We start from the raw sequence: 16,163 nt of genomic DNA, 5'->3' as shown, positions 1-16,163 counted from the left end.
CGCCATTACTCCACTTCCACAATCATTGCAGCCCCTAAACCACCCGCAGCACAGGCCGTTGCTAGTCCCGTTCCGCCACCACGACGTTTAAGCTCACGACAAACCTGAGTGATTAAACGCGTACCTGTGGCCGCAAAAGGATGGCCGTAAGCTAAAGAGCCGCCGAGCACGTTAAATTTGCTCATATCGATTTCACCAATGGCACGATTGCGCCCTAATTTTTCTTCGGCAAATTTCTTTGAGGCAAACATCTGCATGTTCGCTAAGGTTTGTGCCGCAAAGGCTTCGTGCATTTCGATGAGGGTTAAATCTTCTAATTCCATGCCGGCGCGTTTTAATGCCAATGGCGTTGCGTAGGAAGGTCCCATCAACATGTCTTGCCAGACATCAATCGCGGTAAATGCGTAGCTCTTAATGTAACCAATAGGTTGATACCCCAAGGCTTTAGCACGGCCTTCACTCATCAAAATGATCGCCGAGGCGCCATCGGTCAGCGGTGTACTGTTCGCGGCGGTGACACTGCCATGCTTTTTATCGAAAGCGGGACGCAGTTTAGCGTAAGAGCTTAAATCGGAGTTTTCACGAATGTTATTATCGCGCTCGATAAACTGTTTGTAGGGGGGAACATGGGCCACCATCACTTCGTCACGTAGGTGACCTGAGGCCCACGTTTCACTCGCCAGCGTGTGGGAGCGGTGCGCCAGCGCATCTTGGTCAGCACGGCTGATATTATACGTTTTGGCCATTTGTTCAGCGGTTTGCCCCATGGACAATCCCGTAGAATACTCAGCAACGGCAGGTGGCACAGGCAATAAATCTTTGATGCCTAAACGACGGAAAATCTGTAGTTTTTGGCCAAAGCTGCGGGCTTTATTCAGATCGACTAAGGCATGGGCAAGTTTTTTAGATACCCCAATAGGCAATACCGAGGAAGAATCGGCGCCGCCGGCAATACCAATCTCAATATTGCCCGTCATGATTGACTCGGCCACATTCACCGCAGATTGAAAACTGGTCGCACAGGCGCGGGTCACGCTATAAGCATCGGTTGACACATCCATGCCGGTCCCTAACACGATTTCACGGGCAATGTTGGGTGCCGCTGGCATTTGTACCACCTGACCATACACCAGTTGCTCAATCAATTTAGGATCCAGTTCGCTACGGGCCAGCAGCTCGTTAACCACCATTTTGCCCATATCGAGCGCCGACACACCGTGGAATGCGGTCGCCTGTTTCGCAAATGGCGTTCTTAAGCCAGCCACAATGGCGATACGCTCACCCTTTGCGTTAGTTACCTGTTGTCTATCACTCATTTGTCACCCTCTTTATGTGCGCTATCGCTGAGAGATTTCAGGCGGCGCTATCGATTTCCATGTTTGCCCTGCTGTTTGGCACTAAAAAAGCCCAATAACAGGTCTGACCATTAAAGTGTGATCTGATTCTAACTTCTTGTCAGCAAGTTTTAAACACCTGTTTGTTTTTTTAACACTAGCCAAACCCTTAGGGAATTCTTTACCATATTCGTTGTCTATAGCCCACACACGTATTTTCAATCGATATTTTCAACCTAAAAAACGAGTAGCATCATGCCTTTGAGTCGCTTCCACGCATTACGCACTTACCTAAATAAGGTTGTTTTAGGGCAGCCAGTTTTGACCGAAAACCTGCTCATTGCCCTCATTGCCAATGGCCATTTATTAGTAGAAGGCCCACCAGGTCTTGCTAAAACCCGTGCGGTTAAAGCCCTCTGCGATGGTGTGGAAGGGGATTTTCACCGGATCCAATTTACCCCTGACCTGCTGCCCGCTGACCTTACGGGCACGGATATCTATCGCTCACAAACTGGCACCTTTGAATTTGAGGCGGGCCCGATTTTCCATAACCTGATCCTCGCCGATGAAATCAACCGTGCCCCCGCTAAAGTGCAATCGGCGTTATTAGAGGCCATGGCCGAAGGTCAAGTGACCGTTGGGAAAAACAGTTATAAGTTGCCGCCGCTCTTCCTCGTGATGGCAACACAAAACCCCTTAGAAAACGAAGGCACTTATCCGCTGCCCGAAGCCCAGCTCGACCGCTTTTTAATGCACTTGAATTTAGATTACCCAAGCGGTGACACTGAAATCGAAATTCTGCGCCAATCCCGTCAAGAAGCGCTCACCCATGAGTTGCCGACTGCGGAGCCGATTGCCCAGGCCGATATTTTTGCCGCCCGTGACGAAGCGATGGAAATTTATCTCGCCGAACCGCTAGAAAAATACATAGTCGAAATCATTATGGCGACCCGCCAACCCGCGCGTTACAGTGACGAGCTGGCAAAATGGTTAGAGTACGGTGTGAGCCCTCGCGCGACAATTTCGCTTGAGCGCTGCGCCCGTGCCAGAGCCTGGTTACACGAGCGCGATTTTGTCTCTCCCGAGGATATTCAAGCCGTTGCGCCCAATGTGTTAAGACACAGACTGCTGCTGAGTTATCAAGCGCAGGCCGAAGGTGTCAGTCGCGACCAAGTGATCAACCATATTTTGACCCAGGTGGCCGTCCCTTAATCGCATGGCAGGTCTGAATACACTGTCTGATAAATCCTAGGAAACTGAATCGCTTTGTATGAGTAGCTTTGAATGAATAACAGTGCGCTACACGCATCCCTACACAGTGACGGCAATCCACATGGCTTGCCATTGTTTGCCGACGGGCTGCATTTAACCGAGAAAGAACTGCTCGCCTGCCAGACGATTGCGCGGGCTATTCCTGAGCGTCACAGCCGGGCACGAGCCAATATGGCGGGACATCGCAGCAGTTTAATCAAAGGCCGCGGGATGGAATTTGCCGAAGTGCGTCACTATCAACAGGGCGACGATGTCCGCACCATAGACTGGCGCGTGACCGCCCGCACTGGGCAAACCCACACTAAGTTATTTATTGAGGAGCGCGAGCGCCCTATTCTGTTACTGCTCGATTTAAGCCAGAGCCTGTATTTTGGCTCGAGTTTATTATTGCAGTCGGTACAAGCGGGACATTTAGCGACCACCCTAGGTTGGAATGCCATCAACCACGGTGACAGACTCGGCGCCTTAATCGCCTGCGAATCTGAGCATCTAGAGTTAAAACCCCGCAGTCGCCGCCAAGGGATATTGCAGCTCATTTCAGGATTGCGCCGAGTGCACGAGCAACAACTCAATCAGCTCGGCAGTCATCCTCGGGATCCTGATCATATCCTGCGCGCATGCCAGCGCTTGCAACGTATCGCGAAACCGGGCTCATTGATTTGGATCATCACAGATGGCAGCCATTTTACGCCGCAATGTATCGCGCCGCTGACAGAACTTAAGCGCCATTGTGATATTGGCGCCTATCTGGTGACCGACCCACTCAGACAGGGCAACCTCAATTTACCCAAGCAGTTTAGTTTGCCCGTTCGCGAAGGGGACCAAGATCGAGTGCTGACTCGCGACAGTTATCAAGCATGGCTTGGGCAGCAACAACAGCAGCAAAATGACTTTATCGCCATGATGCAAAAGCTGAAGGTTCGTACCCAATTTATCGACGCGGGTTTACCCCTTGCGCAACAGTTAGCCTTACTGCAATAACAGCACGGCAAATAAGTGAGTAATAGTAGACAGTGCAACTTAAAGCATAAGTGAGTCCAAAGCGTGAACCCACAAACTCTAAATCCAGCCTTGGATAAGGCTGCCACGCCAAATCCCGCTTTGGCGGATTTACAAGATATTATTCTCCCCGACCCGATTGGGGCTTGGCCATGGGCCATAGGTTATTGGTTAGCACTCGCTATCCTGTTGGTTTTATTGATTGCCGCAATTCTTTGGCTCAAAAAACGTGCCGCCTACTTAGCGCCTAAAAAAGCCGCCCAAGGTTTATTTGCAGCACTTGATCCTCATTCAACCCAGTATCCCTCTGACGTGAATCAGCTGTTGAAGCGCACCGTCTTAAGTTATCTGCCAAGGGAAGTGATAGCAAAACTCGACGGCCCCGCATGGGCAACCTGGTTAGATAGCCATTTGCCCGCAAAGCAGCGCGGCCGCATTGGGCCCTTATTAGAAAAACGTCACCAAGCTAAACCACTCAGCGCCAAGGAGGCCCTTGAGTTACAGACCCTCGCCCGCAGCTGGTTTGCCTCAAAAGCCAAATTAAGCGCACCAGTAATGCACTCTACTGCAAACCAAAACCCAGCTACAACAGCAGTATTAACACCGGCTCCAGCTAAGCCTGCGGAGGAGCAATGTTAACAGTCGCATGGCCTTTGGCATTGATTTTACTGCCTTTACCTTTTATTTTTTGGCGTCGCCAAACGGTGCAAGCCGAAGGTGGCCGCCTGCAATTGCCCGGTATTAGTCAAACGGACAAGGCCAATATCACTAGCCACAGCCGCCAAAGCCGCAAACGTTATTGGTTGATGTGGAGCTTGTTAGTGCTTGCTATCGCCCGCCCACAATGGCTCGGCGATCCGATTGAACTACCAAGCCAAGGGCGGGATCTGATGCTGGCGGTGGATTTATCCGGCAGTATGCAGATTGAAGATATGGTGATTAACGGCAAAGTGGTCGACCGTTTTACCCTGATCCAACACGTGGTCAGTGAGTTTATTGAGCGTCGCAAAGGTGATCGTATCGGTTTGATTTTATTTGCCGATCACGCCTATCTACAGGCACCACTCACCCAAGATAGACGCTCTGTCGCCCAGTTTTTAAAGGAGGCGCAGATTGGCCTTGTCGGTAAACAAACGGCGATCGGCGAGTCGATTGCGCTCGCGGTCAAGCGCTTCGACAAAATGGATGAGAGTAACAGAGTCTTGATTTTATTGACTGACGGTTCAAATAACGCCGGTAATATCGAGCCTGAGCAAGCGGCACAAATCGCCGCTAATCGCAAAGTGACGATTTATACCGTGGGCGTGGGTGCCGATGTTATGGAAAGACGCACCCTGTTTGGTCGTGAGCGCGTCAATCCGTCGATGGATCTCGATGAAAACCAACTCAAGCATATTGCCGATGTTACCCATGGCCGCTATTTCCGCGCCCGTAACAGTCAAGAGCTGGAACAGATTTATCAAGAAATAGACAAACTGGAGCCCGTGAGTCGCGATCAACTCAGCTATCGTCCTCAAGCGGAACTATTCTATTGGCCGCTCGCCCTCGCGCTGCTCACCAGCATTTGGATAGCCTTAGGTCAGTTATCACTGTTTTCGCGGACTAAAAACCCTGTTCCATCTGCAACACCACGGGGGGATGTTCGTTAATGAGCCTGCATTTTATTCGTCCAGAATGGTTACTCGCCCTGTTGCCACTCGCCATCATCCTGTGGGCGCTGTGGCGCCAACACCAGAGTAATAGCGCCTGGAACCGTTATATTGCGCCGCACTTGGCCAAAATATTGGTTACAGAGGGCACGCAAAAATCCCGTCGACCATTGCATATCTTGGCTTTCACTTGGGTGATTGCCACCTTGGCCTTAGCTGGCCCAGCGCTCAATAAGCAAACCTTGCCGGTTTTTGCCGCCGAGCAAGGCCGAGTGTTGGTGATGGATATGTCCGTTTCCATGTTTGCCACCGATCTGGCACCCAACCGCTTAACCCAAACCAAGTTTCGGGCGACGGATTTGCTCCGCGGCTTAAAAGAAGGCGAAACTGGCCTGATTGCCTTCGCCGGCGATGCCTTTACCATAAGCCCGCTCACCCGAGACACGGGCACGCTGCTTAATTTATTACCCACTTTAAGCCCTGACATTATGCCCGTGTTGGGCTCAAACCTAGCGGCCGCGCTAACCCAAGCCAAAAATTTACTGGCGCAGGGCGGGCATCTACGGGGCGATATTATTGTGATGACAGATGGCATCACCCCGAGGCAATTCGATGAGGCTAACTCGGCCTTAGCCGGTAGCCAATATCGGCTCGCGATCATGGGATTTGGTAGCCCACAAGGCGCGCCAATCCGCTTACCCGATGGCCAATTACAGCGGGACAGCAGCAATGAAGTCGTTGTCGCCAAAACCGACTTTGGCTTGCTGCAAAAATTAGCCGATAACCATAATGGCATCATGATCCCCAATCGGGCCGATGGTCAGGATTTAGTGCAGTTGCAACATTGGTTAAGCGACAGTGGCGATGCCAAAGCCACGGATCTCGATGGGGAAACCTGGCAGGATCTCGGTCCTTACCTCGCCTTACTCTTACTCATCCCTGCCCTGCTGAGCTTTAGGCAAGGCATGCTCGCCAACTGGCTGCTGATGGGATTAGCTGGCCTATTGATCGGTGCTGCGCCGCAGAATGCCCATGCCAGTGCATGGGACTCGCTCTGGCACACCAAAGATCAACAGGCGATGCAGGCCTATCAAGCCGAAGATTACGCCAATGCCGCTCAAAAATTCGAAACGCCACAATGGCAAGGCGCAGCGCAGTACAAGGCCGGCGAGTACGAACAGGCGCTAAAAAACTTTGAGCAAGATAGCTCTGCTAATGGCCTGTACAATCAAGGCAACGCGCTGATGCAACTTGGTAAACCCGATAAAGCCAAGGAGCGTTATCAGGCCGCACTCGACAAGCAGCCCGATTTTCCACAGGCCAAAGCCAACCTTGAGTTAGCAGAGAAATTGCTGAACCAGCAACAATCGCAGCAAAATGCTGACAATCAAGAGAAGCAGTCTCAAGGCGATGAAAACCAACAGGGACAGAATCAGAACGATCAGCAGCAGGGACAAAACCAGCAGCAGGGTCAGCAGGGAGATCAACAATCCTCGCAAAACGACCAAGCTCAAGATCAGTCTCAAGAGCAGCAGTCCCAACAGCAAAATAATCCTGACCAAGCGGACGAAAAACCGTCGCAGGAGCAAGAGTCTTCATCCGAGCAGAGTAATCTTGAGCAAGGCGCACAGGATAAACAGCAAGCGAGTGATGATAAGGCCAAGCAAGATCAGCAAGATGCACAGCAGGAACAACAGCAGGCCGAGCAACAAGCCAATCAGCAAAACCGCGCCGATAACAATGCAGAAGATAAAGAAGAGCAAGCCAGCAACGAGGCCAAAATGCAGGCACAGGTCGAGGATGATAAGTCCAAAGCCGAGCAAGAACAGCAACAGGCCGTAGCGCAAAAAGCGGATAAAGAGAAACAGTCACAGGCGGATAAAAACCCAGATACCGCAATTGAGTCTGTTGAAGCGCCGCCGAGCAACAGCGAGCCTTTGCCCGCGGAGATGCAGCGAGCACTGCGGGGCGTGAGTGAAGATCCACAGGTGTTACTGCGTAACAAGATGCAACTCGAATATCAAAAACGCCGTCAAAATGGCCAAATATCAAGGGATAACGAACAGTGGTGATCAGACAATTTTTTATCCTCCTCACGCTTTGCATCGCGGTCATTCAGCCCGCCTTTGCCCTGAGCAAACTCGAGGCGTCGGTCGATCGCAATCCGGTGATGGAGGGAGAGTACTTTGTGCTCAATGTCAGTGCCGACGATGAGGTCGACACGGGTAAACTCGATACCTCCATCCTGCTTAAGGATTTCATCGTGGGTCGCACCAGCGTGAGCCGTAGCACCCAGATAATGAACTTCGATGCGGTTAAAGAAACTCGCTGGCAAGTACTGCTTGCCCCAAAGCAAAAGGGCCAACTCACTATTCCATCCTTTAGCATTGATGGCGTCAGCTCCGCCGAAATTCCCCTCAAGGTCGTCGAAGCGGGCGCACAACCTGAGCAGGCCAAAAATCTGTTTATCGATGCCAAAGTCTCGACCGATGAGGCCTACGTCGGCCAGCTTATCACCTACAAAGTGAAGCTCTACCTTGCGGTCGAACTGCAACGCGGTGTGCTCAATGCCCCCGTTATCGAAGGCGCGCAGATTAAGCAAATTGGCGAAGACAAGGACGGCTCGGAGATCATCGAAGGCCGTCGTTACCGCGTGATTGAACGCACCTATGGCATCATTCCCGACTTACCCGGCCAAGTGAACATCAAAGGCGCGACCTTTTCTGGCGATGTATTAGTGGAATCCCAACGCCGCGGCGGCATGTTTGGCTTTAACGAGAGCCGCCCAATGCAGGCTGGCGCGCCCTCCTTAAGCATTCAAGTCGAACCTGCGCCAACGAGCTTTCAAGGCCAATGGCTTGTGGCCGATTTAGTGGCCTTAAAAGAGAGTTTTCCTGAGGATGTAAAAGAGTTTACCGTCGGAAGCCCCATCACCCGCACGCTCACGTTATTGGCCTCCAACGCCGATGAGAATAGCCTGCCAGATATCGCCCAAAACCTGCCGCCAGAGCTCAAATCCTATCCCGAAAAACCTCAGCGTCAGAGCTTTGTGCGCGACGCGCAGATAGTGTCACAGTACAGTATTACCTCGGCTATCGTCCCCAGTAAGGCAGGCACTTTTACCTTACCCGAAGTGAAAGTACCTTGGTGGAATCCGCATCTTAAACGCCAAGAAATGGCAACCCTGCCCGCCCGTACCATTCAAGTAAAAGGTGGCGCCGTGGTCGATACGCCCATCGAACCCAACTGGCAGGCAAATACCAGCGAGAGCAGTGAAAGCCATTGGAGCGCGAATCTGTTCGCCCTGCTGTGGCTGGTGACATTAGTTGCTTGGGCCGTCACTTTTGTCGCTTGGCGACGCGCGCTTAAGCGCCAACCGACGGTCCATACACAAGTCGCCTCGCAACCGCTCGCTCTTGGCACAGGCATTAAGGGCTTAGAGCAAGCCTGCGCTAAAGGCAATGTCAGTGATATTTTGCAGCAATTGCAGCAATACTGTAGTGAGCAGGCCGCTCGCCCTATGACGCTCGATAAAATTGCGGCGCAGTCGAGCGAGTTAGCAGAGGCGATTCGTCAGCTGCAAGCCTTGGCCTACGGCGGCAAAGCCAATAGCGACGCCCAACTGGCAAGCGCTGTAAAAGCATTGTTAAGCGCGGTGAAAAGCGGCAAGCTACACCCTATGGCGCAGCAATCTACGCAATTACAACCGCTGAACCCCAATGGCTAAACAGAGACGGATAAATCAAAACGACGCACGGCTTAATCGAATGAGTAAGGTGTAATCTTTTGAATCGTAAAATAAAAAGAAAATATCGAAAAAATGTTTGCTAACTGGCGAAAGAAATCCGTCGAGCCTGCGGTCTCTTCTGACATGCTGAGCAAACAACGACGATACAATAGCCTAGTCAAGGCGCTGCACGCCGATATCTTCCGCTATGCCTTTTGGTTATGCGGCGATAAGCAGGTGGCAGAGGACATCACCCAAGAAACCTTCTTGCGGGCATGGCGCTCTTTAGATTCCCTACAGGATGATAAAGCGGCGAAGGCTTGGCTGATCACGATTCTGAGGCGCGAAAATGCCCGTCGATTCGAGCGCAAACAATTCGATTACGCCGATGTCGAGCAAGACAGCTTAGAAGATCACATCGCCTCCAGCACAGAAGAGCAAACTGAGCAATATTGGCTGAGGCGACAAATCGCTAAGCTGGATATTGAATATCGGGAACCCTTATTACTGCAATTGATTGGCGGTTTTAGTGGGGATGAAATCGCCCAACTATTGGAACTGAATCGTAATACCGTGATGACGCGTTTATTTCGGGCGAGGAACCAATTGAAAGAATTACTTGAGAAAACTGAGGTAAGAGGCCAATCCAATGGATGAGCTTAAATTTAGACGTCAAGCTTATGAAGATCCTCATAATCAAGATCCTGAGTTTGTTGCGCAAATGCAGGAAAGCGCAGAAAACCAAGCATTCGTCGCTGAGCTTAAAAGCTTAGACGCCAAACTCACCCACGCCTTAAAAGTGGATGTGCCAGAAGATTTAGCCGACAAGCTGATCCTGCGCCAACAATTGCAGCAGCACCATAAGCAGCGCCGTCAAACGGGCTTTTTGGTGGCCATGGCCGCGTCCATTGCCTTTATTGTGGGGATCAGTTTCAGCTTGTTGCGCTTAGGTCCGGTGGATTTAGCCGAGCATGCATTAGCCCATGTCTACCATGAAGGCGTGGCCTTGCAGGTGGATCAAAATGTCAACTTTAGCCAAGTGAACGCGCAGCTCGCCTCCTTAAAAAACCTCGGCCACGCTAAATTTACTGAGCAGCCCGGTAAGGTCTATTACACCTCTTACTGCGATTTTCAAGGGGTTAAGAGTCTGCACTTAGTGCTGCAAGCTGAAAAAGGCAAAGTCACTCTGTTTATTGTGCCGATTGAAAAACGCATGGTGCTGGACAACACCTTCGCCGACGGTAAATATCAAGGTATGGGCTTTGAGGCTGGTGATGCATACATTTTGCTTGTGGGTGAAGATAAGACCGACCTTAGCTTCGTAAAAGACGAAATCAAGAACACCTTTATCTAACCTATTAATATCAAATCCTTTCTTATGCCGACCTCCGATCTTTTCTCATGCTAGGAGGTCGGATTTCGGTCACATCTTTATCTACTAATGGGTTCTTGCTCAAACATCTGGTAGCATGCTTGCCACTTTTAATAATAACAAGATGGGATAAAGACAATATGACGATTGAAACCCCGATTTTAATCACATTTGTTGGCTATTTAGTATTGATGATGGGCATAGGATTTTGGGCTTACCGTGCCACCGATACTGTTGATGATTATATTTTAGGTGGCCGTAAAATGGGCCCCGCCGTAACCGCGCTCAGCGTGGGCGCCTCCGATATGTCAGGCTGGTTACTCTTAGGTTTACCCGGCGCCGTTTACTTAGGCGGCTTAGGCGAAGCTTGGATTGGTATCGGCTTAGTCGTCGGTGCTTGGCTTAACTGGTTGTTTGTGGCCAAACGTTTGCGCATTTACACTCAATTAGCGGACAACGCCCTCACCCTGCCCGACTTCTTCGAGAAACGTTTTCACGATAAACAGGGCTACCTCAAACTCGTCTCTGCGGTCACGATTCTGGTGTTTTTCACCTTCTATGCATCCTCTGGCATGGTGGGCGGCGCCATTCTGTTCGAAAAAGTCTTCGGACTCGATTACACCGTTGCCTTAGTCATTGGTTCGGCCATCATCGTGGGTTACACCTTTATTGGCGGCTTTTTTGCCGTGAGTTGGACCGACTTCTTCCAAGGCTGCTTGATGCTGATAGCCCTGCTGATCATCCCCTTTGCGGTGTTCTCGCACCCAGAGAGCCATGCGGGAATTGAGTCTATCGACCCGGCTATGCTGGCACTTATCAGTGACAAAACCACGGTAATTGGCTTGTTATCACTGCTGGCGTGGGGACTAGGTTATTTCGGCCAGCCACATATTTTGTCGCGCTTTATGGCCATTGGCACTGCCGATGCACTACCGCTGTCTCGCCGTATCGCCATGAGCTGGATGATGTTATCCCTCATCGGCGCTTTAGCCACAGGGTTAGCGGGTTCACTGTATTTTGCCAATCAACCACTCGCCAATGCCGAAACCGTGTTTATTCATTTAGCCCAAGCCGCCTTTAACCCTTGGATTGGGGGCTTGCTGATCGCCGCAATTCTATCGGCCATTATGAGTACCATTGATTCGCAGTTATTGGTGTGCTCGAGCGTCATCACCGAAGACTTTTACCGCAAGTGGTTGCGCCCTCAAGCCGACGATCGCGAGTTGATGATGGTAGGTCGTATGGGCGTGCTGGCCATTGCCGTGATCGCAGGCATCATTGCATTGAATCCTGAAAGCAGTGTATTAAGCCTTGTGAGCTATGCGTGGGCAGGTTTTGGCGCTGCCTTTGGCCCTGTGGTGCTCCTGTCACTCTTCTGGAAGCAATACAGCCGTAACGGTGCAATTGCTACCATTATTGTCGGCGCATTAACCGTGGTGATATGGAAGCAGCTCACAGGTGGCATTTTCGACCTATACGAAATCTTACCTGGATTTGTGTTTGCAATTATTGCAGGGGTTGTTGTGAGCAAGATGTCTCGCCCAGCAGAAACCATCACCGCAGAGTTTGAGCAATTTAAGTCCGCGTTGTAACAGCTGAAATAATTTCTGAGAACGTAAAAAGCGTACAAGTGTACGCTTTTTACAATTTGTATAAATTTATTAACCTTTCATCAGTTACAAAACGTTAACCTCAATTAAAACCTCGCCTTAAGATAAAAGCCAAAGATACCAAGCATCTGGCCCGACCATTCGTTCATGCTAAAGTATGACCCCGTTTTAATTAACTGTTTTTTAACAAAAATCAAATCTGGTCGGACTTGTTGAGGTTACACACAATCCCTAACATGCCGAAGATTATAAAAGGATTTGCGCGTTGTTCCGGCGACTAGGACCGAACAAAATCCAATACCAAAATAATGAGAGAATAATAATGAAATCATTCAACAAGACGCTGCTTGCCGTTGCAGTTGCACTGGCGAGCTCACAAACTTTCGCTTCGGGTTTCCAATTAAACAGCCAATCAGCTACAGGTATGGGCCGTGCTTTTGCTGGTGACGCAGTCATCGCCGATAACGCCTCTGTGTTATCGCGTAACCCAGCAGCGATGGCATTATTCGATAAAGATGCAATCTCTTTAGGCCTAACCTATGCCGATATTACTGTTGACGTTAAAGACGTTAACTTTGGCGGTGGCGCCTATGACTTAGGCAGTATCGACGATGCGGGTAGCTCTAAAGTTATCCCGAACATTTTCTACATCCACCCAATCGACGATAAATTCGCCGTGGGTTTTGCCGCATTCTCTAACTTCGGTACAGGTACTGACGCCAGCTCTTTGTCTAAGAACAAGCCTGCAGCACCTTTCGACCTACTCGGTGAAACTGAAGTCACTACAGTTAACTTCAACGCCAGCGTGTCATACCGCATCAACGATATGTTCAGCATCGGTGCGGGTTTGGATGCCGTCTACGGCGAAGGCCGCTTAACCCGTAATATGGGCACTACGCCTCTGGTTGACGTAGACGCTGATGGTTGGGCTTTCGGTGGTATCGTGGGTGCCACTGTTGAATTAAATAAAGATAACCGTTTCGGTATCAGCTACCGTTTCAGCCCAACCGTAAATGTTGAAGGCGATATCAATACTGTCTCGATGACAACCATTCCTGGTGTAGGTGCAGTACCAGTTACGACCAGTTTCGATAGCTTAGATGTACCGTTAGCGGATATTTTCCAAGTAGCCGGTTTCCATCAGATCACACCTAAGTTTGCACTGCACTACACTGCGCAGCACACCCAATGGGGCAACTTCGATCAAATCACTGCGAAAGACGGTACTGCAACGATTGCCGCTGTGGGTGTGACTCAACCCGTAGGTGACGTAGCCCTGAAAGAATACCAATGGAAAGATTCATGGTTATTCAGCGTAGGTGGTACATACACCATCAACGAACAATTCACTGTTCGTGCAGGTTATATGCATGACCAAGGCGTTGTGGACGAAATCAGCTCGATTTCATTCCCAGACTCTGACCGTAACTGGTACACAGCGGGTATGAGCTACCACATCAACCCACAAAACACCGTTGACTTAGGTATCGCGTACATTAAAGGTGAAGAAGTTCACCTGATCGAAAACAGCGCTATCACAGGCCCTGTGAACGCCGTAACTGAATCAAAAGGTATGTACTACTCAGTACAGTACAGCTACCAGTTCTAAGCTGTTTACGCCTCAAAAAAGCCGCATTTATGCGGCTTTTTTGTATCTTGCGTATTTATTGCCTAAAGTTAATCCATCCTTCCCTTGCACTGTCACCCTTATGGCAAAAGTCATTGGACTTGGTGGTATTTTTTTTAAAAGTACTGATCCCGTCGCGTTAGCCACTTGGTATCAAACCCATCTGCAAATACCGATTGAAAACTGGGGCGGCGCGGCTTTTTATCATAACGATAAACCCACGCCCGGTTACCATGTGTGGACCCCCTTCGACCATAACACTAGCTATTTTGCCCCGACTGATAAAAGCTTTATGGTCAATTTTATCGTTGACGATCTGGAGCAGGCCCTACAGCAAGTCTCTCAGGGCGGCGGTGAACAGATTGGGGAGATTGAAGACTCGGAATTTGGCCGTTTCGGTTGGTTTATCGACCCCGATGGCAATAAAGTCGAATTATGGCAGCCAAGTCCAACGCCGCCAGCCAATTAAGCCGTTCAGTTATAAGCCACTTTGCAACAACAGCTTTTCAATCCTGAATAGCAGCTGAGCATTTAGTATTAAGCGCTCAGCTTTGCGCCTTCACCTATGCCCAAAATCATCTAATTGCAGTATGGTAGCGAAAGGCATCCCATCGAGAGAATCAGTTATGCAAAAGAGTTACCTACTCCCCGCCCTCGTGCTTGGCGGTTTTTTATGTGCGGGCATGGTCTATGTAGGACAAAGCGCTAGCTCGGCGCTGTTAGAGATGAAAGCCCTAGAGCGCACAGTCACAGTTAAAGGGCTGGCCGAAAAGGAAGTGAAAGCCAATATCGCCATCTGGCCGATTAACTTCACCGAAGTCGACAATAACCTGCCTAAGCTCTACGACACAGTGCAGCAAAAAACCGACAGAGTGGTCGCCTTCCTCAAGGAACAGGGTTTTAGCGACAGCGAGATTACCGTATCGCTGCCGACGATAGAAGACAGGCAGGCCCAAGGCTACGTCGACCCGAACGTGAGGTATCGTTACTCGGCTAAGGTGAATCTTTCTGTCTATACCCCACAGATTGATTTAATGCTAAGCACGCGTAAGCAAATGATAAATTTGGTTAAAGAAGGCATTGCCATCGGTAGCCAAGATTATGAAAACCGCACCGAGTTTTTATTTACGGCGCTCAATGATGTGAAACCGACCATGGTGCAGGAAGCGACGCAAAATGCGCGGGAAGTGGCCGAAAAGTTTGCCAAGGACTCACAATCGCGTTTGGGTAAGATTAAGAGTGCCAGCCAAGGCCAGTTTACGATTTCCGATCGTGACAGCAGCACGCCTTACATAAAACAAATTCGCATTGTGTCTACGCTGACCTATTATTTAAACGACTGATATTTAAAGCAGGACAAAGACCTAAGAGTGATGACATGGCGATTGATGTAAGGGAAGATTCATTCGCCGTTTCCCTATATTAGCGAAATCGATTACATTAAATTTTTCTAATAAATATTGATTGCCTAATCAAAACAACTCCATTAGAATTTACTCATGAATTATTTTTGGGATGATTTGGTATGGCTGCAATCTCACGTACTCTATTCACATTATTCGTTTTTTCCCCCTTTGCCACCCAGGCTGCGCCCTTAGCGACCCTCGAGGTGATGAGCAAACCGTACGCGAATTGGGTGACCTTAGACGCCAGTATCGAGGCTGTCAAAGCGGCTACCGTCTCGGCGCAAACCTCAGGGCGTATCGTTAAGCTCAACTACGATGTTAATGATGTCGTGCCAGAAGGCGCGGCGTTACTCGAGATCACCAGCAAAGAGCAAGGCGCAGAACTGGCAAGCTATGAAGCCGATCTCGCCAAAGCAACAGCCCTGAATGTCGAGGCGCAGGCCCAATACAAACGCTATAAAGAACTCTTCCCCCAAGGCGCGATTTCAAAAGGCGCCATGGATGAAGCGACCGCCAATGCCAAGGCCGCCGAACAAGCCGTGAGTGCCGCCAAAGCTAGGGTTATCAAAGCCACTGAATCCCTCAAATATACTGTGGTATCGGCACCATTTAGCGGCATTGTCACCGAGCGTTTAGTCGAATTAGGCGAAACCGTCAGTGTCGGTCAGCCACTGCTATCGGGGTTTTCACCGAGCCAAATGCGCGCTATCACCCAAGTGCCACAGCGCTATATTCAGCAACTGAAAAACGCGCCTGAGTTTATGGTGCGCTTAAGTGATGGTCGTGAACTCACCTCCAAGGATCTCACCATCTTTAGCTTTGCCGACCCAGTGAGCCACAGCTATCAGGTACGGATTAACCTGCCAAAGGATGAGCCTAACCTTCAACCCGGTACTTGGGCCAAGGCGCTGTTTAAAAATGGCGAACGGGAAAAAATCCAACTGCCGACCTCGACGCTTATCACCATGAATGAGCTTAGCAGTGTCTACTTGAAAAAAGGCGAGCAATTTGTGCTCACCCAGGTGCGCGTCTCTGAGCCCGTCGGTGGTGAAGTAGAAGTCCTCGCGGGACTGCGAACCGGTGATATTGTCGCCATGGATGCTTACCAAGTGTTGCTTGAACAAAAGCAATAATTCCCTAGCGATATCAACTTGATGAGGTTGTTGA

Annotated in this window: 14 protein-coding genes; 13 read left to right on the top strand and 1 reads right to left on the bottom strand. The window is 50.0% G+C overall.

Annotated features, from left to right (window positions below; genetic code table 11):
• Positions 1-5 precede the first annotated feature (5 nt).
• On the bottom strand, positions 6-1,316 hold the full coding sequence (gene fadI, locus SHEWANA3_RS07710; protein ID WP_011622190.1) for an acetyl-CoA C-acyltransferase FadI: 1,311 nt from the start codon (positions 1,314-1,316) through the stop codon (positions 6-8).
• Positions 1,317-1,589: 273 nt separating this feature from the next.
• Here fadI and SHEWANA3_RS07705 point away from each other — a divergent pair, with 273 nt between their 5' ends.
• The 13 genes from SHEWANA3_RS07705 to SHEWANA3_RS07645 all read left to right on the top strand — a co-directional run bounded on the left by SHEWANA3_RS07705 (position 1,590) and on the right by SHEWANA3_RS07645 (position 16,129).
• Positions 1,590-2,546, top strand: coding sequence for a MoxR family ATPase (locus SHEWANA3_RS07705; protein WP_011622189.1), 957 nt, complete (start codon positions 1,590-1,592; stop codon positions 2,544-2,546).
• A 72-nt stretch (positions 2,547-2,618) separates the two neighbouring features.
• On the top strand, positions 2,619-3,587 hold the full coding sequence (locus SHEWANA3_RS07700; RefSeq protein ID WP_011716518.1) for a DUF58 domain-containing protein: 969 nt from the start codon (positions 2,619-2,621) through the stop codon (positions 3,585-3,587).
• 63 nt (positions 3,588-3,650) lie between these two features.
• Complete coding sequence (locus SHEWANA3_RS07695; protein ID WP_011716517.1) at positions 3,651-4,244, top strand: DUF4381 domain-containing protein; 594 nt, start codon at positions 3,651-3,653, stop codon at positions 4,242-4,244.
• Positions 4,238-5,254 (top strand): VWA domain-containing protein, encoded by a 1,017-nt coding sequence (locus SHEWANA3_RS07690; RefSeq protein WP_011716516.1) that lies wholly within the window; start codon positions 4,238-4,240, stop codon positions 5,252-5,254. The genes SHEWANA3_RS07695 and SHEWANA3_RS07690 overlap by 7 nt, the downstream gene beginning before the upstream one ends.
• A complete protein-coding gene (locus SHEWANA3_RS07685) occupies positions 5,254-7,326 on the top strand; it encodes a VWA domain-containing protein (RefSeq protein ID WP_011716515.1) in 2,073 nt (690 codons plus the stop codon). Before SHEWANA3_RS07690 ends, SHEWANA3_RS07685 begins: the two co-directional genes overlap by 1 nt.
• Positions 7,320-8,981, top strand: a complete 1,662-nt coding sequence (locus tag SHEWANA3_RS07680; RefSeq protein WP_011716514.1) for a BatD family protein — start codon at positions 7,320-7,322, stop codon at positions 8,979-8,981. Before SHEWANA3_RS07685 ends, SHEWANA3_RS07680 begins: the two co-directional genes overlap by 7 nt.
• Positions 8,982-9,074: 93 nt before the next feature.
• Positions 9,075-9,638, top strand: coding sequence for a sigma-70 family RNA polymerase sigma factor (locus tag SHEWANA3_RS07675; RefSeq protein WP_011716513.1), 564 nt, complete (start codon positions 9,075-9,077; stop codon positions 9,636-9,638).
• Positions 9,631-10,335: a DUF3379 domain-containing protein gene (locus SHEWANA3_RS07670; protein ID WP_011716512.1), complete on the top strand. Its 705-nt coding sequence runs from the start codon at positions 9,631-9,633 to the stop codon at positions 10,333-10,335. The genes SHEWANA3_RS07675 and SHEWANA3_RS07670 overlap by 8 nt, the downstream gene beginning before the upstream one ends.
• Positions 10,336-10,493: 158 nt before the next feature.
• Positions 10,494-11,945 (top strand): sodium/proline symporter PutP, encoded by a 1,452-nt coding sequence (gene putP, locus SHEWANA3_RS07665; protein ID WP_011716511.1) that lies wholly within the window; start codon positions 10,494-10,496, stop codon positions 11,943-11,945.
• Between the two features lie 340 nt (positions 11,946-12,285).
• Positions 12,286-13,572 carry an OmpP1/FadL family transporter gene (locus SHEWANA3_RS07660; protein ID WP_011716510.1) on the top strand — a complete coding sequence of 429 codons (1,287 nt, stop codon included), beginning with the start codon at positions 12,286-12,288 and terminating at the stop codon, positions 13,570-13,572.
• A 100-nt stretch (positions 13,573-13,672) separates the two neighbouring features.
• Entirely contained in the window at positions 13,673-14,059 is a 387-nt protein-coding gene (locus tag SHEWANA3_RS07655) for a VOC family protein (RefSeq protein ID WP_011716509.1), read from the top strand.
• Positions 14,060-14,216: 157 nt separating this feature from the next.
• A complete protein-coding gene (locus SHEWANA3_RS07650) occupies positions 14,217-14,933 on the top strand; it encodes an SIMPL domain-containing protein (protein WP_041412588.1) in 717 nt (238 codons plus the stop codon).
• A gap of 182 nt (positions 14,934-15,115) precedes the next feature.
• Positions 15,116-16,129: an efflux RND transporter periplasmic adaptor subunit gene (locus SHEWANA3_RS07645; protein ID WP_011716507.1), complete on the top strand. Its 1,014-nt coding sequence runs from the start codon at positions 15,116-15,118 to the stop codon at positions 16,127-16,129.
• The last annotated feature ends 34 nt before the right edge of the window (positions 16,130-16,163 follow it).

It is taken from the genome of Shewanella sp. ANA-3 (assembly GCF_000203935.1).
Lineage (GTDB): Bacteria > Pseudomonadota > Gammaproteobacteria > Enterobacterales > Shewanellaceae > Shewanella.
The sequence above is the reverse complement of the archived record's forward strand: the minus strand, read 5'-3'. Positions and strand labels throughout refer to the sequence as shown.

Bases quoted from the DNA above. Each gene is read 5' to 3' on its own strand.
- SHEWANA3_RS07685 (WP_011716515.1), top strand. From the start codon at position 5,254: ATGAGCCTGCATTTTATTCGTCCAGAATGGTTACTCGCCCTGTTGCCA.
- SHEWANA3_RS07655 (WP_011716509.1), top strand. From the start codon at position 13,673: ATGGCAAAAGTCATTGGACTTGGTGGTATTTTTTTTAAAAGTACTGAT.
- SHEWANA3_RS07700 (WP_011716518.1), top strand. From the start codon at position 2,619: ATGAATAACAGTGCGCTACACGCATCCCTACACAGTGACGGCAATCCA.
- SHEWANA3_RS07705 (WP_011622189.1), top strand. From the start codon at position 1,590: ATGCCTTTGAGTCGCTTCCACGCATTACGCACTTACCTAAATAAGGTT.
- SHEWANA3_RS07670 (WP_011716512.1), top strand. From the start codon at position 9,631: ATGGATGAGCTTAAATTTAGACGTCAAGCTTATGAAGATCCTCATAAT.
- SHEWANA3_RS07645 (WP_011716507.1), top strand. From the start codon at position 15,116: ATGGCTGCAATCTCACGTACTCTATTCACATTATTCGTTTTTTCCCCC.
- SHEWANA3_RS07675 (WP_011716513.1), top strand. From the start codon at position 9,075: ATGTTTGCTAACTGGCGAAAGAAATCCGTCGAGCCTGCGGTCTCTTCT.
- fadI (WP_011622190.1), bottom strand. From the start codon at position 1,316: ATGAGTGATAGACAACAGGTAACTAACGCAAAGGGTGAGCGTATCGCC.
- SHEWANA3_RS07650 (WP_041412588.1), top strand. From the start codon at position 14,217: ATGCAAAAGAGTTACCTACTCCCCGCCCTCGTGCTTGGCGGTTTTTTA.
- putP (WP_011716511.1), top strand. From the start codon at position 10,494: ATGACGATTGAAACCCCGATTTTAATCACATTTGTTGGCTATTTAGTA.
- SHEWANA3_RS07660 (WP_011716510.1), top strand. From the start codon at position 12,286: ATGAAATCATTCAACAAGACGCTGCTTGCCGTTGCAGTTGCACTGGCG.
- SHEWANA3_RS07690 (WP_011716516.1), top strand. From the start codon at position 4,238: ATGTTAACAGTCGCATGGCCTTTGGCATTGATTTTACTGCCTTTACCT.